This window comes from Marinobacter sp. (assembly GCF_033722195.1).
Taxonomy (GTDB): Bacteria; Pseudomonadota; Gammaproteobacteria; order Pseudomonadales; family Oleiphilaceae; genus Marinobacter.
In genome coordinates, this window is sequence record NZ_JAWVZL010000188.1 from 1 (window position 1) to 2,591 (window position 2,591).

At 64.1% G+C, this 2,591-nt stretch carries 4 protein-coding genes; all 4 read right to left on the bottom strand.

What is annotated here, in order from left to right; translation table 11 throughout:
* The coding region (locus R3280_RS16635; RefSeq protein ID WP_318999724.1) for an acyl-CoA dehydrogenase family protein at nt 1–872 on the bottom strand (872 nt) is incomplete at its 3' end.
* A 295-nt stretch (nt 873–1,167) separates the two neighbouring features.
* Complete coding sequence (locus R3280_RS16640; protein WP_318999725.1) at nt 1,168–1,830, bottom strand: putative metalloprotease CJM1_0395 family protein; 663 nt, start codon at nt 1,828–1,830, stop codon at nt 1,168–1,170.
* Between the two features lie 48 nt (nt 1,831–1,878).
* Complete coding sequence (locus R3280_RS16645) at nt 1,879–2,124, bottom strand: flagellar biosynthesis protein FlgE (protein WP_318999726.1); 246 nt, start codon at nt 2,122–2,124, stop codon at nt 1,879–1,881.
* A gap of 50 nt (nt 2,125–2,174) precedes the next feature.
* Nucleotides 2,175–2,591 (bottom strand): ATP-dependent dethiobiotin synthetase BioD (gene bioD / locus R3280_RS16650; protein ID WP_318999727.1); only part of this gene is annotated, 417 nt, incomplete at its 5' end.

Genomic DNA, 2,591 nt, shown 5'->3' on the forward strand with positions numbered 1-2,591 from the left:
AAGGTGAACATGCAGTTCAGGCCCTTGTTCTCCGGCCCGATCAGCCAGCCCTTGGCGCCGTCGAAGTTCATCACGCAGGTGGCGTTGCCGTGGATGCCCATCTTGTGCTCGATGGAGCCACAGGACACCGCATTGCGCTCGCCGGCGGAACCGTCGTCCTTGGGCAGGCACTTTGGCACTATGAACAGGGAAATACCCTTGGTGCCTTCCGGAGCGCCCGGCAGACGGGCCAGGACGATGTGGACAATGTTCTCCGCCATGTCGTGCTCACCGGCGGAGATGAAGATCTTGGTGCCGGTGATGGCATAGGTGCCGTCAGCGTTGGGCTCGGCCTTGGTGCGCAGGGTACCCAGGGCGGAACCGCAATGGGGCTCGGTCAGACACATGGTACCGGTCCACTCGCCGCTGATCAGCTTGGTCAGGTAGACCTGCTTCTGCTCTTCGGTGCCGTGGGCCTCGATGGTGTTGGTGGCACCGTGGCTCAGGCCCGGATACATGCCGAAGGACCAGTTGGCGGTACCCACCATCTCGCTCATCACCAGGCCCAGAGAATGGGGCAGGCCCTGGCCGCCGTAGTTGGGATCGGCAGTCATGGACGGCCAGCCGCCCTCGACATACTGCTTGTAGGCTTCCTTGAAGCCGGTGGGAGTCTTCACACCGTCTTCGCTCCAGGTGCAGCCCTCGCGGTCACCCACCTGGTTCAGGGGAGACAGAACCTGCTCACAGAATTTCGCGCCCTCACCGATGATCGCATCGATCATGTCCGGTGTTGCGTCTTCGGCACCTTCCAGGTTGGCGTAGTGTTGCTCGCTGTTCAGCAGCTCGCTCATAACAAACTTGATGTCACGCAGGGGCGCTTTGTATTCAGGCATGGAATCCACCTCAGTTGTACGGTCATGACTGCAGCCGCGGATCCGGAGCAGCACTAAGCCTTGATATTGGTGTTTGCGGAGGGCGCCGATGGTGCCGGCACGCCCTGTCAGGGATCGAGCGCTCACGTGTGGGCCGGCGCTTGCATCAAACACTTGTTTGAAACATACGTTTGCTAGAGCGTCTTTGTCAAGCGCCGGGGTCGAAATTTGTGTAGCGATAGGTAGCCGGAAATCCGGCTAATAGCCCTTAGCGGGCGAACGGGGCATAAAGGGTAAGCAGGTGGTGCCGGAACGCTCAGGCGCGAGCGTTGAAGCGGTCCGGAGAAGTGGCGGTGGACTGGCCATCGGCAAACGCATCTACCACGCGATAGGCCCGGGCGGCCTCGTCGGGGCGACCCTGGGACTCGGCTGAGGCGCCGGCACTGTCCTTGGACTCGCCATCAAGGCGCATCATCGCCAGTTCGGTCTGGGCCTGCAGCATCAGCTGCATGGCCTGGGCGGCCACGGCGCGATCCTGGCCGGAGGGCTCCGCCGGCGCCAGGGCCGCGGCCCGCACCGTGCGCATCTTGTCGATGGTGGCCTGGGGATCGCCGGCAACCGGCGCCACATCGATGGAAACCTCTCCTCCCACCGCGTACTGGGCGCCATCAGGGCCGCGCTGATACGTATAGGAAACCGCGCCCGCGTAGGCGCCGCCCACCGCCTGGTGGGCCTGCTCATGGGCACGGACCTCCCGGTCCCGGGCTTTCAGCTTGCGCAACAGGTCGAGCTCGGCCTCGTCCAGCTGGGCGGTTTCCCGGGTGGCCCGGGCATCGACTTGGGAACGCCGGGCCTCGGCACCAGCGGAAGGCGACGCTGCCTCCCGGGCAGGCGGGGCCTCAGCGGCCTGGCTGCCGGCAACTCGGGGCGACGGAACGAAAAAAGGGGTGATGGCAGGAAGGCTGCCAGAAATGGGCACGGTACTAACCGGTCACGGTGTGGTTCATGGGGTCTGGCGCAATGGCTGTCAGGCCATGATGTCCAGCAGGGTACCCAGGGTTTCGTCCGCGGTCTTGACCACCTGCGCGGAGGCTTCCACGGACCGCTCGTACAGCTTCAGGTCCACCATGGGCTCCAGCAGGCCGCCGGATCCATTGGCTGTGCCCTGGGGGCCGTCGACGCCACCGCGGGCGATACGGCGTGCGGCATTGTCCATACCCTGGATGCCGTCCTGTATGCCCTGAATACCGATGCCAAGCGTGTTGTTGATCATTTGGCGACCACTCTTCTGCCAGATTCAGCTACAGTAAGCCACAACTCTGATCAGTTTTCAATCAGCGGCGACACGTCCAGCAGAGCGGCCAGCGCTAACGGATCCGGTGCCGACTGCCAGGGCAGCACGCCAAGGCAGGGAGCCGGCAGATGCCGTTGCAGGTAGGACAGGGTATCGGCTTCGGCCTCCATGATGGACTGCTCCGGCCGGTTGGCCACCCAGCCCGCCAGGGTCAGACCATCGCTGCGAATGGCCTCGGCCGTCAGCAGCGCATGGTTGATGCAACCCAGCTTCAGCGGCACCACCAGGATCACCGGCAGCGCCAGTTCCATGGCAAAGCGGGAATAGGTTTCACTGTCGTTCAAAGGAACCCGCCAGCCGCCAGCCCCCTCCACCAGAAACAGCTCCGCCGGATGCATCTGCAAGCCCCGGCAGAAGCCCACCAGGCGCTGGGCGGTCAGAGTACG